This is a genomic window from Streptomyces odontotermitis (genome assembly GCF_050510915.1).
Lineage (GTDB): Bacteria > Actinomycetota > Actinomycetes > Streptomycetales > Streptomycetaceae > Streptomyces.
The window spans coordinates 108,302-125,696 of the sequence record NZ_JBNJLS010000024.1 but is presented as its reverse complement, the minus strand read 5'-3'; the positions used below and the strand labels follow the sequence as shown (position 1 = coordinate 125,696).

General features: G+C 74.6%; 13 protein-coding genes and 1 pseudogene. 7 read left to right on the top strand and 7 right to left on the bottom strand.

What is annotated here, in order from left to right; all coding sequences use genetic code 11:
- The first annotated feature begins 63 nt into the window (after nucleotides 1–63).
- Together ACQB60_RS39730 and ACQB60_RS39725 are read left to right on the top strand one after the other, a co-directional pair.
- Nucleotides 64–1,227, top strand: a complete 1,164-nt coding sequence (locus ACQB60_RS39730) for an exonuclease SbcCD subunit D (RefSeq protein WP_496930960.1) — start codon at nucleotides 64–66, stop codon at nucleotides 1,225–1,227.
- Nucleotides 1,224–4,568, top strand: a complete 3,345-nt coding sequence (locus ACQB60_RS39725; protein WP_496930959.1) for an AAA family ATPase — start codon at nucleotides 1,224–1,226, stop codon at nucleotides 4,566–4,568. The genes ACQB60_RS39730 and ACQB60_RS39725 overlap by 4 nt, the downstream gene beginning before the upstream one ends.
- 21 nt (nucleotides 4,569–4,589) lie before the next feature.
- Here the strand turns inward: ACQB60_RS39725 and ACQB60_RS39720 are convergent, their stop codons facing one another.
- Nucleotides 4,590–5,036: an Lrp/AsnC family transcriptional regulator gene (locus tag ACQB60_RS39720; protein ID WP_496930958.1), complete on the bottom strand. Its 447-nt coding sequence runs from the start codon at nucleotides 5,034–5,036 to the stop codon at nucleotides 4,590–4,592.
- Nucleotides 5,037–5,131: 95 nt separating this feature from the next.
- Here ACQB60_RS39720 and ACQB60_RS39715 point away from each other — a divergent pair, with 95 nt between their 5' ends.
- Together ACQB60_RS39715 and ACQB60_RS39710 are read left to right on the top strand one after the other, a co-directional pair.
- Nucleotides 5,132–5,659, top strand: a complete 528-nt coding sequence (locus tag ACQB60_RS39715) for a rhodanese-like domain-containing protein (RefSeq protein WP_496930957.1) — start codon at nucleotides 5,132–5,134, stop codon at nucleotides 5,657–5,659.
- A 172-nt stretch (nucleotides 5,660–5,831) separates the two neighbouring features.
- The gene (locus ACQB60_RS39710) at nucleotides 5,832–6,677 is read left to right on the top strand and encodes an SDR family oxidoreductase (RefSeq protein ID WP_496930956.1); all 846 of its coding nucleotides are present in this window, start codon (nucleotides 5,832–5,834) and stop codon (nucleotides 6,675–6,677) included.
- A 12-nt stretch (nucleotides 6,678–6,689) separates the two neighbouring features.
- On the opposite strand, the gene ACQB60_RS39705 is transcribed toward ACQB60_RS39710, so the two are convergent.
- The gene (locus tag ACQB60_RS39705; protein WP_496930955.1) at nucleotides 6,690–8,393 is read right to left on the bottom strand and encodes a DUF885 domain-containing protein; all 1,704 of its coding nucleotides are present in this window, start codon (nucleotides 8,391–8,393) and stop codon (nucleotides 6,690–6,692) included.
- Between the two features lie 82 nt (nucleotides 8,394–8,475).
- Nucleotides 8,476–8,973, bottom strand: coding sequence for an Lrp/AsnC family transcriptional regulator (locus ACQB60_RS39700; RefSeq protein ID WP_496930954.1), 498 nt, complete (start codon nucleotides 8,971–8,973; stop codon nucleotides 8,476–8,478).
- Between the two features lie 60 nt (nucleotides 8,974–9,033).
- Here ACQB60_RS39700 and ACQB60_RS39695 point away from each other — a divergent pair, with 60 nt between their 5' ends.
- Nucleotides 9,034–10,287 carry a trans-sulfuration enzyme family protein gene (locus tag ACQB60_RS39695; RefSeq protein ID WP_496930953.1) on the top strand — a complete coding sequence of 418 codons (1,254 nt, stop codon included), beginning with the start codon at nucleotides 9,034–9,036 and terminating at the stop codon, nucleotides 10,285–10,287.
- Here the strand turns inward: ACQB60_RS39695 and ACQB60_RS39690 are convergent.
- Entirely contained in the window at nucleotides 10,220–11,641 is a 1,422-nt protein-coding gene (locus tag ACQB60_RS39690; RefSeq protein ID WP_496930952.1) for a GNAT family N-acetyltransferase, read from the bottom strand. The two genes, ACQB60_RS39695 and ACQB60_RS39690, sit on opposite strands and share 68 nt — an antisense overlap.
- Before the next feature lie 104 nt (nucleotides 11,642–11,745).
- Nucleotides 11,746–13,338 (bottom strand): alkaline phosphatase D family protein, encoded by a 1,593-nt coding sequence (locus ACQB60_RS39685; protein WP_496930951.1) that lies wholly within the window; start codon nucleotides 13,336–13,338, stop codon nucleotides 11,746–11,748.
- A 301-nt stretch (nucleotides 13,339–13,639) separates the two neighbouring features.
- On the opposite strand from ACQB60_RS39685, the gene ACQB60_RS39680 reads away from it, so the two are divergent.
- A complete protein-coding gene (locus ACQB60_RS39680) occupies nucleotides 13,640–14,056 on the top strand; it encodes a VOC family protein (protein WP_496930950.1) in 417 nt (138 codons plus the stop codon).
- On the opposite strand, the gene pdxR is transcribed toward ACQB60_RS39680, so the two are convergent.
- A complete protein-coding gene (pdxR, locus tag ACQB60_RS39675; RefSeq protein WP_496930949.1) occupies nucleotides 14,014–15,450 on the bottom strand; it encodes a MocR-like pyridoxine biosynthesis transcription factor PdxR in 1,437 nt (478 codons plus the stop codon). The genes ACQB60_RS39680 and pdxR overlap by 43 nt on opposite strands.
- Nucleotides 15,451–15,556: 106 nt before the next feature.
- Between pdxR and ACQB60_RS39670 the strand changes: the two are divergent.
- A pseudogene (locus tag ACQB60_RS39670) lies at nucleotides 15,557–15,913 on the top strand (EamA family transporter); the annotation flags it as partial.
- Nucleotides 15,914–16,435: 522 nt separating this feature from the next.
- On the opposite strand, the gene ACQB60_RS39665 reads toward ACQB60_RS39670, so the two are convergent.
- Nucleotides 16,436–17,308: an alpha/beta fold hydrolase gene (locus ACQB60_RS39665; RefSeq protein WP_496930948.1), complete on the bottom strand. Its 873-nt coding sequence runs from the start codon at nucleotides 17,306–17,308 to the stop codon at nucleotides 16,436–16,438.
- Nucleotides 17,309–17,395 lie beyond the last annotated feature (87 nt).

Below are 17,395 nucleotides of genomic sequence, written 5' to 3'. Positions count from 1 at the left end.
CGAAGCGCCGGATACGGGAGTGCCCGCCCGTGATGTCCGACCCTGCCGTTAGTCTCGGGGATCATGAGGCTGCTGCACACTTCCGACTGGCATCTGGGCCGGGCGTTCCACCGGGTGAACATGCTCGGCGCCCAGGCCGAGTTCATCGGTCACCTCGTCGCCACGGTGCGTGAGCGCGAGGTGGACGCGGTGGTCGTGTCGGGGGACGTGTACGACAGGGCGGTGCCGCCGCTCGCCGCCGTCGAGCTGTTCGACGACGCCCTGCACCGGCTCGCCGGGCTCCAGGTGCCCACGGTCATGATCTCCGGCAACCACGACTCCGCGCGCAGGCTCGGCGTCGGCGCCGGGCTCATCGGCCGCGCCGGGATCCATCTGCGCACCGACCCGGCCGGGTGCGGCGAGCCCGTGGTGCTCGCCGACGCGCACGGGGACGTCGCTTTCTACGGACTCCCGTATCTCGAACCGGCCCTGGTGAAGAGCGAGTTCGAGGTGAAGAAGGCGGGGCACGAGGCCGTGCTCGGCGCCGCCATGGAGCGGGTGCGTGCCGATCTCGCCGGGCGCGCCCCCGGCACCCGGTCCGTCGTCCTCGCGCACGCCTTCGTCGCGGGCGGCGAGGCCAGCGACAGCGAGCGCGACATCACGGTCGGCGGGGTCAGCGCCGTGCCCTCCGGGGTCTTCGACGGCGTCGACTATGTGGCCCTCGGGCATCTGCACGGCTGCCAGCGCGTCACCGAGCGCGTGCGCTACTCCGGCTCCCCGCTCGCGTACTCCTTCTCCGAGGCCGACCACCGCAAGAGCATGTGGCTCGTCGACCTGGACGCCGCGGGGGAGGTCACCGCCGAGCGGATCGACTGCCCGGTGCCGCGGCCGCTCGCCCGCATCAAGGGAGAGCTCGACCAGCTCCTGGACGACCCGGAGCTCGCCGCCCACGAGGACGCGTGGGTGGAGGCCACCCTCACCGACCCGGTGCGCCCCGATGAGCCGATGGCGCGCCTCACCGAGCGCTTCCCGCACTGCCTCAGCCTCCTCTTCGAGCCGCAGCGCGCCCCGGACGACCCGGACGTGTCGTACGCCCGGCGCCTGCAGGGCCGCGACGACCGGGAGATCGCCGAGGACTTCGTGACGCATGTGCGCGGCACCGGACCCGACGCCCGCGAACAGGCCGTGCTCCAGGGCGCGTTCGACGCCGTGCGCGCCGACGGCACCCTCCGTGAGGTGGCCCGATGAGGCTGCACAGGCTCACCGTCACCGCCTTCGGCCCCTTCGGCGGCACGGAGGACATCGACTTCGACGACCTCTCGGCCGCCGGGCTCTTCCTGCTGCACGGCCCGACCGGCGCCGGCAAGACTTCGGTCCTGGACGCCGTCTGCTACGCCCTGTACGGCTCCGCGCCCGGCACCCGCCAGCTCGGCGGCGGTCAGGGCGCCTCGCTCCGCAGCGACCACGCCGCGCCCGGCACGCGCACGGAGGTGCGGCTCGAACTGACCGTCGCCGGACGCCACTTGGAGCTCACGCGGCAGCCCCCGTGGGCCCGCCCCAAGAAGCGCGGCACCGGCTTCACCACGGAGAAGGCGCAGAGCTGGCTTCGCGAGTACGAGACGGGAGGGGCGGGCGGCACCGGGGAGTGGAAGGACCTCAGCCGGTCCCACCAGGAGATCGGCGAGGAGGTCAGCCAGCTCCTCGGCATGAGCAAGGACCAGTTCTGCCAGGTCGTGCTCCTGCCCCAGGGCGACTTCGCGCGGTTCCTGCGCGCCGACGCGGAAGCCCGCGGCAAGCTCCTCGGGCGGCTCTTCGACACGCACCGCTTCGCCGCCGTCGAGCAGCACCTCGCCGAGCTGCGGCGCGCCGCCGAGGCCCGCGTCAAGGGCGGCGATGCGGAGCTCCTCACCGACGCGCACCGCATGCAGCAGGCCGCGGGCGAGGGGCCCGGCGGCGCCGAGCAGCCGCTGCCCGAGCTCGCGCCCGGCGACCCCGGGCTCGCGGACGCCGTCCTCACCTGGGCCGCCATCGCCCGCGCGGGCGCCCGCGAACGGTTCACGGTCGCGCACTGCGCGCTCGCCGCCGCCGAGTCCGCGCAGCACACGGCGGAGCGCACCCTCGCGGACGTGCGCCAACTCGACCAGCTGCAACAGCGGTTCACCCGCGCGCAGGAGCGGGCCGCGCGGCTCTCCGAGAGCGCAGCCGACCACGAGCGGCTGACGGCCCGGATGGAGCGTGCCCGCAAGGCCGAGACGGTCGCGCCCGCGCTCGGCCTGCGCGAGGCCACCGAGTCCGAGCACCGCACCGCCGCGGCCGCCGAGCGGCACGCGCGCGACCGGCTCCCCGCCGCCTTCGCCGACGAGGGCGCGGCAGGGCTCGCCGCCGCCGCGCGCACCGCCGCCGAAGAGCTCGGCACCCTCGCCTCGGCCCGCCGCGCCGAACAGCGCCTGACCGAACTGGCCGCCGAGCGCGCCTCGTTGGACCAGCAGGAGCGGGCCGACGACGACCTCGCACAGGACGCCGCGGGCTGGCTCGCCGACTGGGAGCCGCGCCGCGCCGCCCTCCAGGAGCGCATCGACTCCGCACAGGAAGCCACCGCCCGCGCCGAACAGCTCTCCGCCCAACTGGAGTCGGCCGAGGCCCGGTTGGCGGCCGGACACCGCCGCGACCGCCTCACCCGCGAGGCGGCGACCGCCCACGAGTACGCGGTCACCACCCGCGAACGCACCACCGCCGCCCGCGACCGCTGGCTCGACCTCAAGGAACAGCGCCTTACCGGCATCGCGGCGGAACTGGCCGCGGGCCTCACCCCCGGCGCCCCCTGCGCGGTCTGCGGCGCCACGGAACACCCCGCCCCCGCACGGAAGGTGGCCGGGCACGTCGACCGGGGCGCCGAGGAGAGCGCGCTCGCCGCGTACCAGCGGGCGGACGAGGAGCGTACGGAGGCGGAGCGGGCGCTCGGCGAGGTGCGGGAGTCGCTGGCGGCGGCGAAGGCGGCGGCGCGGGGACCGGCGGCGGGGTCGGGTACGGGGTCGGCCGACGGTTCGGGCACCGGTGGCCCGGCGGTGGGTTCGACGGCTGGTCCGGGTGGCGTCGGCCCGACCACGGAGGCAGCCGCTGGTCCGGGTGGCGTCGGCCGGACCGTGGAGGCAGCCGCTGGTCCGGGTCCGACCACGCAGAAAGCTGCTGGTCCCGGTGCCGTCGGCTCGACGGAGGGTTCGGACGACAGCTTGCCCGTCGGCGCTGACGCCCCTTCGGTCACGGGCCCGACCACAGGCCCCAGCTCCCCTTCGGCCACGGACCCGACCCCCGCCCCCGCCCCCGACCCCACCGTCGACGAACTCGCTCACGCCGTAGAGGTGTTGCGCCGAGCCCACGGAGAGGCGCGTCGCGTCGCCTCGGGGCTGCACGCCGCGCGGGAAGCGCTCGCTCAGGCCGAGCGCGAGCACGCTCACCGGCTGTCGGCGCAGCAGCAGGCCGCTCAGCGTGCCGCGTCGCGGGCCAGTCTGCGGGACGCCCTCGACCGTGAAGAGAGCGGTCTGGCCGAGGAGTTGACCCGCGCGCGGGGGGCCAGCGGGAGCGTCGCCGCGCGCGCCGCCCAGCTGGAGCGGCAGGCCGCGCTGCTCACCGAGGCCGCCGAGGCCGTGCGCACCGCCGCCGACACCGCGCAGCGCCTCAAGGACGCCGACGCGCGGCTCGCCGACGCCGCCTTCCGCGCCGGGTTCGACACGCCGTCGGCCGCCGCCGAAGCCCTCCTCGACGACGCCGCCCACCGCGAGCTCCAGCACCGCCTGGACGCCTGGCAGAGCGAGGCGGCGGCGGTGCGTTCCCTGCTCGCCGAGCCGGACGCCGCGGCCGCCGCCGAACTCCCGCCCGCCGACCCGCACTCGGCCCAGGCCGCCGCCGCGGCCGCCGCCCACCGGGTGCGCACCGCGGCCTCCGCGCGCGACGCGGCGTCCCGGCGCTGCGCCGAACTCGACAGGCTCTCCGCCCGCTCAGCCGCAGCCGCCCGCCGCCTCGCCCCGCTGCGCGCCGAGCACGACCGGATCGCGCGCCTCGCCACGCTCACCGCGGGCACCTCGGCGGACAACGACCGCAAGATGCGCCTGGAGTCCTACGTCCTCGCGGCCCGGCTCGAACAGGTCGCGGCCGCCGCCACCGCCCGTCTGCGCCGCATGTCCTCGGGGCGCTACACCCTCGTGCACTCCGACGACCGGACGGGGCGCGGCCGCAGCGGCCTCGGCCTGCACGTGGTGGACGCGTGGACGGGCCGCGAGCGCGACACCGCGACGCTCTCCGGCGGCGAGACCTTCTTCGCCTCCCTCGCCCTCGCGCTCGGCCTCGCGGACGTGGTGACGGACGAGGCGGGCGGCGTCCGCCTCGACACGCTCTTCATCGACGAGGGCTTCGGCAGCCTCGACGACCAGACCCTCGACGAGGTCCTCGACGTCCTGGACTCCCTGCGCGAGCGCGACCGCAGCGTGGGCATCGTGAGCCACGTCGCGGACCTGCGGCGGCGCGTGCACGCGCAGTTGGAGGTCGTGAAGGGGCGGGCCGGGTCGTCGGTGCGGCAGCGGGGCGGGGTCTGAGCGGCCGGGGCTCCCGTAAGGTCAACGCCCCAGCGGACGCCGGGAGAGCGGCGAGGAGTAGACGACGCTCGTGGTCACGGACCCGAGCGCGCCGATCCGTCCCGAGACCTCTTCGAGGTGGCTCATGGAGCGTGCCGCAACCTTGATCACGAAGCAGTCGTCGCCCGTAACGTGGTGTGCCTCAAGGATCTCCGGCATCGTCTCGATGAGGTCGTGGAAGGGCTTGTAGTTGCCGTTCGGATAGCGCAGCCGCACGAAGGCCAGGATGGGCAGGCCGAGCCGTTCCGGGTCGACCACGGCCGCGTACCCCTGGATCACGCCCGCCTCTTCAAGCCTGCGCACCCGCTCCGTGACGGCGCTCGCGGACATGGAGACGGCCCGCGCGAGCTCCGCGTAGCTGGCCCGGCCCTCGCGCTGGAGGACATCGAGGATGCGCCAGTCGGTGGCGTCCGTGGAATAACCGGTCATGGCGGAGAGGAAACAGGGAAATCCCCGGCTGATCAAGAGGTACGCCGGGAATCGCGCCTTCCGGAGTCGACGGCGCCGACCGTAGATTTTCTGCCATGAACACGCACACGAAGACGGCGACCGCCCAGGTCACGACCACCGCCCCCGCCACTCCCGTGGCCGAGAACCCGGTGCTGCGGGTGCCGCCCGCCGCCCCGGCCGCGGCCGCCGCCTACTTCGGCGCCAGCCTCGCCTTCCACGCCGACGTCTCGGACGTGGCCGTGGCGCTCGCCGCCGAAGGGGACCCCGGCTTCGTCGTCATCGACACCCGCTCCACCGAGTCCTGGGACCAGGGCCACGTCCCCGGCGCGCTGCACCTGCCGACCGCGCAGATCCCGCTCCAGGCCGAGCGCCTCCTCGACAAGTCCGTGCCGGTGGTCACGTACTGCTGGGGCCCCGGCTGTAACGGCGCCACCCGCGCGGCTCTGGCCCTGGCTCAACTGGGCTTCCAGGTCAAGGAGATGCTCGGCGGCTTCGAGTACTGGGCCCGCGAGGGCTTCGCGTACGAGACCTGGGAGGGCCCGCAGCAGCGCGAGGCGGACCCCCTGACGGCGCCGGTCGGCGCGGACGACTGCGGCTGCTGAGGCGGGTGGGGCGCCGGAAGAGGGGCGGGGCGCCGAAACCGACGGAGCGCCGAACAATCGACGGAGCGCCGCGAGGTCGACGGAGCGCCGAGCAATCGACGGAGCGCCGCGAGGTCGGCGGAGCGCCGAAATGGGTGGGGAATCGTCGTGGGGTGAGGCACCATCAACTCCCATGCCCCACCTGCCTCCTCCCACCCCCGAAGCCCTCCGCCGCGACCCCCTCCCGCTGCGCGGCCGCACCGCCCTCGTCACCGGGGCCAGCCGGCGCGGCGGCATCGGGTACGCCGTGGCCCGGCGTCTGGCCGCCTACGGCGCGAGCGTCTACCTCCACCACCACGTCCCGCACGACGCCGCCCTGCCCTGGGGCGCCGACGACCCGGCGGAGGTCGTCGCCGGGGTGCGGGAGGCGGCGGCGGACCCCGGGGCGCGGGTCTGTGCCGGGCCCGGGGATCTCACCGGGCCGGACGCCCCGGCCGAGTTGGTCGACACCGCCGCCCGCGAGCTCGGCGGCCGCCTCGACGTGCTCGTCGCCAACCACGCCCTCAGCGGAAGCGACGGTGACCTCGACAGCGTCGACGCCGCGATGCTGGACGCCCATTGGGCCACCGACACGCGTTCGGTGATCCTCCTCGTGCAGGCGTTCGCCCGGCGGCGCGCCGCCCTGCCGCCCCGTACGCCCGGTGGCCGCGTGGTGCTGATGACGTCCGGGCAGGACATCGCGGGCGGCATGCCCGACGAACTCGCGTACGCCCTCCAGAAGGGCGCTCTTGCCTCCGTGACCAGGTCTCTCGCGACCACGCTGGCCGAGCACGCCGTCACGGTCAACGCCGTCAACCCCGGCCCCGTGGACACGGATTACCTCACCGGCGACGCCTACGCCGCCGTCGCGGACCGGTTCCCCGGCGGGCGCTGGGGCATGCCCGACGACCCGGCCCGGCTCATCGCGTGGCTGGCCACCGATGAAGCCGAGTGGGTCACCGGGCAGGTCATCGACTCCGAGGGCGGGTTCCGCCGTTGAGGGGCGTGGCCCTCACAGCTTGGCGATCTCCTCCTCCAGGTCGCCAAGACCCAGCGAGCCCTGCGACAGCGCCGCCATGTGCCACGCCTTCAGGTCGAAGGCGTCCCCGTGCCGCGCGCGGGCCTTCTCGCGGCCCGACAGCCAGGCGCGCTCGCCCAGTTTGTAGCCGATGGCCTGCCCCGGCATGGTGAGGTAGCGGATCATCTCGCTCTCCACGTAGTCCGCCGGGCGGCTGCAGTGCGCGCCGTAGAACTCCTGGGCCAGCTCGGGGGTCCAGCGCTCGCCGGGGTGGAACGGCGAGTCCGCGGGGATCGGCAGTTCCAGGTGCATGCCGATGTCGACGATGACTCGCAGGGCCCGCATCATCTGCGCGTCCAGGTAGCCGAGGCGGCGCTCCGCGTCGGTGAGGAAGCCCAGTTCGTCCATGAGCCGCTCCGCGTACAGCGCCCAGCCCTCCGCGTTGGCGCTGACGATGCCGACGGTCGCCTGGTAGCGGGAGAGGTCGGCCGCCTTGTGCACCCACTGGGCGAGCTGGAGGTGATGGCCAGGCACGCCCTCGTGGTACCAGGTGGAGACCAGGTCGTAGACCGGGAAGCGGGTCGCGCCCATCGTGGGCAGCCAGGTGCGGCCGGGGCGGGAGAAGTCCTCCGAGGGCTCCGTGTAGTAGGGGGCCGCGGCGCCGCCCGGCGGGGCGATCCGGGACTCCACCTTCCGTACCCGCTCGGCGAGTTCGAAGTGCGTGCCGTCGAGCGCCGCGATCGCCTCGTCCATCAGTTCCTGGAGCCAGACACGGGCCTCCTCGACGCCCTCGATGTGCGTGCCGTGCTCGTCGAGGTGGGCGAGCGCCACCCACGGCGTGGCCGCGCCGGGCAGGATCCGCTCGGCCTCGACGCGCATCTCGGCGAGCAGCCGGTGGTACTCGGCCCAGCCGTACGCGTACGCCTCGTCGAGGTCCAGGTCGGCGCCGTTGAAGTGGCGGGAGAGGCGGGCGTAGCGCTCGCGGCCCACCGTGTCGGGGGCGCCCTCGACGCGGGGCGCGTACACGTCCCGCATCCAGTCGCGCAGGGCCACCACGGCCGCGGTGGCGGCCTGCGCGGCCGCGTCCAGCTCCGCCCGCAGCGGGTCCGGGCCCGCGGCCGCGAACTCCTCGAACCAGGGCGCCTCTCCGGCCTCGCCCGCCCACTCCGTGAGCTGCCCGATGAAGGTCGCCGTCGGCCGTGGCGGTCCGTACAGCTTTCGGTCGAGACCGAGGGCCAGCGAGGCGCGGTAGCCCTCGAAGGCGGCGGGCAGGGCGCGCAGGCGCTCCGCGACGACCGCCCAGTCCCCGGTGGTCTCGGTGGGCGTCAGCGTGAAGATCTCCCGCAGCGCGTGCGGCATCGTGTGGAGGTTGCCGACGGCGCGCAGCCCCTCGTCCGTCTCGTGCAGGGCGAGTTCGGCGGTGAGCCGCTCACGCAGGAGCCGGGCGCAGCGGCGCTCGATGTCGCTGTCGGCGCCGGGCCGCGCCTCCGCCTCGTCGAGCCGCCGCAGCGTCGCGCGGGCGAGCTCGGCGAGGGCCTCCTGGCCCGCGGGCGAGGTGTCGGGGAGTTTGCCGTGGCTCTCCTTGACGCCGAGATAGGTGCCGGTGATCGGGTCGAGGGCGATGAGCTCGTCGACGTACGCGTCGGCGACGGCGCGGGGGAGCGGTGAGTGGGCGCTGGAGGTCGTGGTCTCGGACATGCGGCCATCCTCGTACGGAGCGCTGACGTCCGCCATCAGGATTGTCCCGCCCTGACGCGAACGCGCACCGCGCCCCACGGAATCACCCCGCACTGGCCCCCACTCCCGCCCCGGGCGGCAACAGCGGGCCGCACTCCCACTGCTGGAAGATCAACCGGGTCTCGACGCGCGCCACTTCGCCCCGCGCCGTGAACTCGTCCAGGACGAGCCGCTGCAGATCGGCGGTGTCGGCGACCGCCACATGCACCAAGTAGTCGTCGGGGCCGGTCAGGTGGAAGATCGAGCGGGACTCGGGGAGCGCTCTGATCCGCTCGACGAACGGGCCGACCAGCTCACGACGGTGTGGCCGCACCTGCACCGAGAGCAGCGCTTCCAGGCCACGCCCGAGCCGCGCCGGGTCCAGGCGCAGCTGGTGGCCGAGGATCACGCCCGAGCGGCGCAGCCGCGACACGCGGTCCAGGCAGGTGGAGGGGGCGACGCCGACCTGCGCCGCGAGGTCGCGGTAGGTGGTCCGGGCGTCGTTCTGCAGCAGGCGCAGGATGTGGAGATCCACCGGGTCCAGTGCGACAGATTCGGCCATCTTCCGAACGTAGCACGGTAGTTGAACGGACAACACCGCCCGCTGTTCAGGATCGGACCCATGGAGACGACACCGGGCACTTCGGCCACCCCGCGCAGCCCCCGCGCCCTCGCCACCGAGGCCGTGCACGCCGGGCGCGACGACCTCGCGGCCCTCGGCCTGCACGCCCCGCCGATCGACCTGTCCACGACCTACCCCTCGTACGACACCCGGGGCGAGGCCGCGCGCATCGACGCGTTCGCCGCGGACGGCACCCTGGACGGCGGCCCGCCCGTCTACGGGCGGCTCGGCAACCCGACCGTCGCCCGCTTCGAGACCGCGCTCGCCCGGCTCGAAGGCACCGAGAGCGCCGTCGCGTTCGCCAGCGGCATGGCGGCCCTGACCGCGGTCCTGCTGGTGCGCGCGGCGGCCGGACTGCGCCATGTCGTCGCGGTGCGGCCGCTGTACGGGTGCAGCGACCACCTCCTCACCGCGGGGCTGCTCGGCTCCGAGGTGACCTGGACCGACCCGGCCGGGATCGCCGACGCCGTCCGGGCCGACACGGGGCTCGTCATGGTCGAGTCGCCCGCCAACCCGACGCTCGCCGAACTCGACCTGCGCGCGGTCGCCCACGCCTGCGGCACCGTGCCGCTGCTCGCCGACAACACCTTCGCGACGCCCGTCCTGCAGCGGCCCGCTGCCGCGGGCGCGCGCCTGGTGCTGCACAGTGCCACGAAGTACCTGGGCGGGCACGGGGACGTGCTGGGCGGCGTGGTCGCCTGCGACGAGGAGTTCGCGCGGAGTCTGCGCCAGGTCCGGTTCGCCACCGGTGGGGTGCTGCACCCGCTGGCCGGATATCTCCTGCTGCGCGGGCTCGCCACGCTGCCGGTGCGAGTGCGCGCCGCGTCCGCGACGGCAGCCGAGCTCGCCCGCCGGCTGGCCGCCGATCCGCGCGTGGAGCGGGTGCGCTATCCCCGTATCGGCGGAGCCATGGTCGCCTTCGAGGTGTACGGCGACCCGCACGAGGTGACCGCGGGGGTCCGCCTGGTCACCCCGGCGGTCAGCCTCGGCAGCGTCGACACCCTCATCCAGCACCCGGCGTCCATCAGCCACCGCGTCGTGGACGCCGGTGACCGGCGGGCGGCCGGGGTGGGCGAGCGCCTGCTGCGGCTCTCGGTCGGCCTGGAGGACGTCGAGGACCTCTGGAGCGACCTGGACCGCGCGCTCGGCCCGCGCACCGGTCCGGGTGCTGGTGCGGGTACCGGTGCTAGTCCTGGCGCAGACCGTCGTACGGAAGCAGTGAGCGCACCGGCGTCGCGTCCAGGGACGCGGTGATCACCAGCGTGCCCTCCTCGATCTGGTAGTCGAGGGGCAGTCCGAGGCCGCGCATCGCGGCGACCATGCCGGTGTTGGACGAGCGGGTCACCGCGTACACGCTCGCGCAGCCCGCCTCGATCGCCAACGCGACCAGCCGGCCGAGGAGTTCACCGCCGATGCCGCGGCGCTGCCAGTCGTCCTCGACGAGCAGCGCCACCTCGGTCTCGTCGCCATCCCACAGCAGGTGCCCGAGGCCCACGATGCGCCCGGAGGCCGTGCGGACCGCGAGGGTGCGGCCGAAGCGCGGGCTGAGCAGGTGGTTGAGGTAGCGGTCGGCGTCCCGGACCGGGCCGTGGTAGCGCATGGACAGGGTCTGCGGGGAGCAGCGGTCGTGCATGGCCCTGGCGGCGTCGAGGTCGTCGACGTCGGCGCGGCTCACCGTGATGTCGCTGCCCTCGGCGAGTGTCAGCACGTCCTGGCCGCCCGGCACGCGCGGGCCGAGCCGCGAGTCGAGCTCCACCAGGGCCCGGGCGCGCGCGAACTCCGTGGGCGTGAACGGCAGATAGGGCCGCTCCACGGCGATCACCCCGCCCTCCGGTACGCGCAGCCGCAGCACCGTCCCGTCGAGCGCGCCCTCGACCGTGGCGCCGTCGGCGTCCTCGGCGGTGTCGGCCGCGGCCGTCGCGGGCAGCTGGCGGATGGTGCAGCGGCCCAGCAACTGGCGCAGTGCGAGCGGGAGTTCGGCGGCGTCCAGGGCGGTGCGGGTGGCGAGGCCCAGGATGCGGGTGGGGGCGTCGACCAGGTCGTGCGTGTCGGCGCGCTCGAGCCAGGTGCCGGTGCCGCCCGCGGCGGAGACCGCCCGGGTCAGCTCGGCGCCGGACAGCGGGCCGGGCGCGCGCAGCAGGAGTTCGTCGACGGTGCCCTCGGCCAGCGGGTGCGTCTGCAGGCTGAGGATGTCGACCTGCTCGTGCGCGAGTGCCGTGCACAGGGCCGCGAGCGAACCCGGCTCGTCGCGCACCGTGGTGCGCATGCGCCACAGCGTCGTCTCCGCCGCCGCCTCCCGGGTTTCCCCGGTGGCGGCGGGCCCGGCCTGCTCCGCGGGGGCGGAGGGCCGGGCGCCGGTATCGCCGGCCGGTGGGGCGTGTGTGTGGCGCCGCGCCCACCAGGTGTGGAACCCGGCGGTGGCGATCAGCGCGAGCGCCGAGGCCGTGAGCAGGACCGTGCCGTCGGGGCCGTGCCCGATCAGGTTCGCCATGGTGTCCGCGACGGCCACGGCCGTGAAGAGCGCGGCCAGTTCGACCACGTCGCGGCGCCAGTGATGCACGGGGCGGCCGTGCTTCCTGCGGGTCACATCAGACATGTCTGCACTCATGCATCCACTGTGAAGGATCGGTGTTGCGTGATCGCGAACGGTTTGTGTCTGATGAGTAAAGGGATACTTGGCCCCTTTTGTTCACTCTTGGACTGGTGGGGGTGCTACTCCTGTCCCACCCGCCCCGGCTGCAGCACCGTGCTGAAGAGTACCTCGCCGCCCTCCTGCCGCAGCCGCACGGTCAACTCCCCGCTGTCGCCGTCGATGTCGACCTCCCCGAAGTACGGCGGGGTCTCGGCCGGCGAGGTGTTGGCGCGCGTCGGCGCCTTGATGAACCGCTGCTCGGGGCCGAACGTGGCGTCCAGCTTCGTCGCCGGGAAGCCGCCCGCCGCGAGCGGCCCGGACACGAACTCCCAGAAGGGCGCGAAGTCCTTGAAGGCGGCGCGCGAGGGGTCGTAGTGCTGCGCCGAGGTGTAGTGCACGTCGGCGGTCAGCCACACCGTGCCGGTGATCTTCCGGTGCTTGATGTGCCGCAGCAGCTCGGCGATCTGCAGCTCACGGCCGAGCGGGGCGCCCGGGTCGCCCTGCGCCACCGCCTCGAAGTTCACCTTGCCGTCGGCCACCACCAGGCCGAGCGGCATGTCCGAGGCGATCACCTTCCACACGGCCCGCGAGCGCGACAGCTCCCGCTTCAGCCAGCGCAGCTGCTCGGCGCCGAGGATGCCGGTGGCGTCGTCGGGCTGGCGGCCGGGGGAGTTGGCGTTGCGGTAGGTGCGCATGTCGAGCACGAACACGTCGAGCAGCGGGCCGTGCCGCAGCACCCGGTACACCCGCCCGTCCGTGTCGCCCGCGTGGCCCGGCGCCAGCGTCGACACCGGGAAGTACTCGCTGAACGCCCGCAGGGAGCGCGCCGCGAGGACGTCGGTGCGCTTCTCCGTGTAGCGGGCGTCGTCGAGGATCTGGCCCGGGTACCAGTTGTTGTGCACCTCGTGGTCGTCCCACTGCACGATGGACGGGACCTGGGCGTTGAACCGGCGGAGGTTCTCGTCCAGGAGGTTGTAGCGGAAGGCGCCCCGGAACTCGGCGAGGCTCTCGGCGACCTTCGCCTTCTCCTCCGTGGTGACGTTGTGCCACACCGTGCCGTCGGGCAGCGTCACGCTCGGCAGGATCGGGCCGTCGGCGTAGATGTTGTCGCCGCTGCACAGGAAGAAGTCGGGGTCGAGGCGCCGCATGTCCTCGTACACCCGGTAGCCGCCCCGGTCCGGGTTGATGCCCCAGCCCTGCCCGGCGATGTCGCCGGACCACAGGAAGCGCACGCCCTGCTTCCGCCCCTGGGGCGTCGTACGGAAGGTGCCGGAGACCGGCCTGCCGGTGCGCTTCGGGTCGTCGGGGTCGGCGAGGGTCACCCGGTAGTGGATCTGCTCCCCGGCGGGCAGGCCGCGCAGGCGCGTGGTGCCGGTGAAGTCCGTGCCGGGGCCGATGACCGGACCGTGCCAGCGCGTGGGGTTGCGGAACGACTCGGTGGCGGACGTCTCCACGATCATCCGGGCGGGCCGGTCGGAGCGCACCCACACCAGTCCGGAGTGCGCGCCCACGTCGCCCGCCTGCACGCCCCACGCCGCCTCCGGCCGCCCCGACCGGGCGAACGACGGCGCGGCGCCCGCGAGGGACGGCACGGCGAGTGCGGCGGGCACGGCGAGCGAGCCGCGCAGCAGGCTGCGGCGGCGAGGGGCGGGGCTCGACGGACGGTCGGACATGGAGGCGCCTCCAGAGACGGGTCAGGCCAGTGTGCGGCCCACAGACTCTTGGGGTCCGGTGACGCACACGCAACGCCCCAGTGAACAACTGCCCGCAGGGGAAGGGGAACTGGCGTGCGCTTTCTGATTCCCGGGCGGGGGAGCGCGGAACCCCGGCGGGGGAGGTGCGAGCCCCCTGGGCGAAGAGGGGCGGAATCTCCGGGGTGGACAGGCCCTAGGCCCCCGGCCCTGGTCCCGGTGCCGGGGGACCGGGGCCCAACGGCCGATACGGCAAAGATCACCGGCTCCCTAGCATGTCCGCATGACTCTCGACGCGCACAGCCACCTCCGCATCGCCCGCCCCTGCCTCGACCTCGCCGCCGCCGAGCGCTTCTGGGTCGAGGGCCTCGGGCTGAGCGTCGTCTGGCGCACGCCGGAGGGCGCGGGCCACGCCCCCGGAGAGCACGACCTGCTGATGCTCGGCTGGCCCGACGCCACCTGGCACCTCGAACTCGTCCACGAGCCGGGCGCCCCCGTCCGCCCCCGCCCCACCGAGGAGGACCTCCTCGTCCTGTACGTGGACGGAGAGGTCCCCGAGGACGTGGTGGCCCGCCTGGAGGCGCACGGCGGCAAGCGCGTGCAGTCGCCCAACCCCTACTGGAACGAGTGGGGCGTCACCGTGGAGGACCCCGACGGCTACCGCTTGGTGCTGTGCACGCGCGCGTGGTCCAACTCCTGAGCGGCGGCGGCCAGTAGGCGTACGCCCTCGGCGATCCGCGCGGGCGGCAGGTGCGCGTACCCGATGACCAGGCACACACCCGGTCCGTCGGCCTCTCCGTAGTGGCTCAGCGGCCGCAGCGCGACCCCGGCCGCCGCCGCCCGCGCCAGGAAGGCGTCCTGCGGCCCCCAGCGCTTCGGCAGCCGCACGATGGCGTGCAGCCCGGCGGCGATCCCGGACACCTCGGCGCCCGGGAAGTGCCGCTCCAGGGCGCTGCGGAGGGCATCCCTGCGCTCGCGGTAGGCGCGCTGGCAGCGGCGCAACTGCCGGTCGTAGTCGCCGCGTTCCACGAACCGGGCCAGCAGCGCCTGGTCCAGCACCGGATTGCCCAGGTCCATGGTCCGCTTGCGGGCCACGACCTCCTCGGTCAGCCGCTCCGGAGCGATCAGCCAGCCGAGCCGGAGCCCCGGCGCGAGCGACTTGCTGACCGAGCCCGCGTACGCGACGTGCTCCGGGTCCAGGCCCTGCAGCGCGCCCACGGGGGCCCGGTCGTAGCGGAAGTCCCCGTCGTAGTCGTCCTCGATCACCAGCCCGTCCACGGACCGCGCCCAGTCGAGGAGTTCCGCGCGCCGCCGGGCCGAGTAGCCGATCCCGTACGGGAATTGGTGCGCCGGAGTCGTCACGACGGCCCGCACGCCCCGCGCGCGCAGCGGTCCGGTCGCGAGGCCCTCGTCGTCCAGCGGGAGCGGCACGCTGTCGAGGCCCGCCGACGCGAACAAGGAGGCGTGCTCGGGGCTGCCCGGGTCCTCCACGCCGACGGTGCCCAGCCCACGCGCGCGGAGCACGAAGCCGAGCAGCGTCATGGCCTGCGCGACGCCCGAGCAGACCACGATCCGCTCCGGGTCGGCGACCACACCCCGGCGCCGCACGAGGAGTTCGGCCAGCGCGGTGCGCAGCCGGGGCAGGCCGCGCGGGTCCGGATAGCCGAGCGCGTGGTGCGGCAGCTCGGCGAGCACCCCGCGGTGCGCGGCGGCCCAGGCGGAGCGGGGGAACAAGGAGAGGTCGGGCGTGCCGGGAACGAAGTCCACGCGCGCGTGTGCGGCACGGGGCGCGCGGTCACGGGCGGCGGGCGGGCGCGCGGCCCGCACGGCGCCGCCGACCCAGGTGCCCGCGCCGCGGCCGGTGCGCAGATAGCCCTCGGCGGTCAGTTGCTCGTACGCCTCGGTGACGAGTCCGCGGGAGACGCCGAGGTCCGCGGCGAGCGCCCGGCTGGACGGCAGCCGCGTGCCGGGGGCGAGGCGGCCCGAGCGGACCGCTTCGCGCAGCGCCGACTGGAGCCTGCGGCCCCGGGTGCGGGCGGGGCCCTCGGCGGCCGGCAGCAGCAGCTCCCAGGCCGCGCTCTCCTTCGCCACCACGGCAGTTGGCCCCTTCCCCTTGAGTCGCGGTTCGGGAAAGTGGTCCCCTAACCAGCCCCGGAAGTGGACCTTAAACCGGTCCGTACCCGTGCCTAGCGTCGGGTCCATGAACGTGAATCCGGTACGCGGGGCGCTCCTCGCGGCCCTCGCCTGTGTGCTCGTCGGCGGCTCCTTCACCGCGAACAGTCTCCTCGGCGACTATCCGTACGCCGGTGGGCAGTTCCTCCGGTACGGGCTCGCCTGCCTGCTGCTCCTGCCCCTGCTCGGGAGGGGCGGGACCGCCCCGCTGCGCACCCTCACCGGCCGTCAGTGGGCCCGGCTCGCCGCCCTCGCCGCCGTCGGCATGGTCGGCTTCAACCTGGCGATCCTGGCCGCCGAGGAGACGGCGGAACCCGCCGTACCGGGTGTCTTCGTAGGATGCGCCCCCGTCGTCGTGGCCGTTGTCATGCCTCTCCTTGAGGGCCGGAAGCCGCGCCCCGCCGTGCTGTCGGGGGCGCTGCTCGTCGCCGCGGGGGCCTTCACCGTGCAGGGGTGGGGGCGCACCGACGGGCCCGGAATCGCCTTCTCCTTGTGCGCACTCGCCGGAGAGGTGGGCTTCGCGGTGCTCGCGGTGCCGGTGCTGCGGCCGCTCGGACCGAAGCTGCTGTCGGCGGCGGTGTGCGGGATCGCGGCCGTGGAGTCCGCCGTCGTCGGCCTGGTGGCGGACGGGCGGGGCGTGCTGCGGGTGCCGGACGGGGTGGAGGCGGGGGCGCTGCTGTGGCAGGCGGCGGTGGTCACCGTCGTCGGGTTCGTCTGCTGGTACAGCGGCATGCGGCGGATCGGGGCCGAGCGCGCGACGCTCTTCTCCGGCCTCATCCCGGTGGCCGCCGCCTGCACCGCGCCGCTGGTCGGCACGGGCGGCTACGGGCTGCCCCAGGCGGTCGGCAGCGGGCTGGTCGGCGCCGGTGTCGCCTGGGGCTCGGGGGTGCTGCGCGTACGGCGGTCGTCAGGCGCTGGTGTCGAGGATGACGCGGGCGACGGTCGCCGGATCGTCGTGCATGGGGACGTGCCCGCAGCCGGGCAGCCGCACCAGACGCGCGTCCGGAATCACGTGCTTGGCCCTGATGCCCTGGCGGCGCAGCAGGAGCCGGTCCCTGGTGCCCCAGGCGACGGTCACCGGGAGCCCGTTCACGGCGTCACGGAACAGGTCCTCGCGTCCCGCGGCGAGGGTCTGCCCGAAGCCCGTGGCGTCGCGCAGCGCGAGCGTCTCGGCGACGACCGCCTCCGGTGAACGGCGCCCGGGGTGGGCGTAGATGGCGCTGGTGAGCATGGTGCGCCCGGCCACCGAGCGGGACAGGCGCTCGATGAGGGGCAGCGGCAGCACCTTGGCGCCGCGACGCAGCGCGAGGAGCATCGTGAACGCGTACCGCCGCTCCGCCTCCGACCAGAACCCGGCGGGGGAGAGGGCGGTGACGGAGCGCACGAGCTTGTCCCGGCCCATGCCGAGGGCGAGCACCCCACCCAGCGAATTGCCCGCCACATGCGGCCGTTCAACCCCCAGGGCCTGGCACAGGGCGCCCAGGACGGGCAGCACGCTCTCCGGGTCGTACGCGAGTCCGTCCGGCAGCCCGGGCGACTCCCCGAAGCCGGGCAGGTCCACCGCGATGACGTCCCGCTCGGCCGCGAGGATGTCGAACACCGGGTCCCATGCCTGCCGGTGGTGTCCGATGCCGTGCAGGAGCAGCAGCGGCTCGCCGGTGCCCGCGCGCCGGTACCTGATGGTCACCGTGCGCGGGCCCGCGGCCGACTCGACGTCGAAGGACACCTCTGACACCTGGGAGGCCGGGGCCCCGGCCATCTCTGTCACCGTTGCGGCCATGTCGCTGCTCCTGTCCCCGCCGCCGGACGACGGTGTCTTAGACGCCTTGTCAGCAACAATTACCGCTCGGTAGCCTCCAGTTCAAGA